General features: G+C 59.6%; 1 pseudogene. It reads left to right on the top strand.

The annotated features are described in order from the left end of the window. A pseudogene (locus E4K09_RS30555) lies at positions 1-123 on the top strand (ribonuclease activity regulator RraA); the annotation flags it as partial. Positions 124-223: the final 100 nt, after the last annotated feature.

Genomic DNA, 223 nt, shown 5'->3' with positions numbered 1-223 from the left:
GCATTCGAGGATTTCGTGACCGAGGAGGTCCTGAAAGGACGCTCGATCCTCGGCCTCTATCCGGCGACTGACGAGCAGACCAACATCGACTTCGCAGCCTGGCGCGAGAGACCCGGCCGCTGATGGGTAGTTGACGAAGAGCCACGACACCACGAACCTGCAACCTGCCTTGCGCTTCAAAGCGCAGGGTGAAGGTCGTTTGGAGGCACAATGAAGGCGAACA

Origin of the sequence: Microvirga pakistanensis (genome assembly GCF_004458765.1) — a bacterium.
Classification (GTDB): Bacteria; Pseudomonadota; Alphaproteobacteria; order Rhizobiales; family Beijerinckiaceae; genus Microvirga; species Microvirga pakistanensis.
This window is presented reverse-complemented; position numbering and strand designations above follow the sequence as displayed.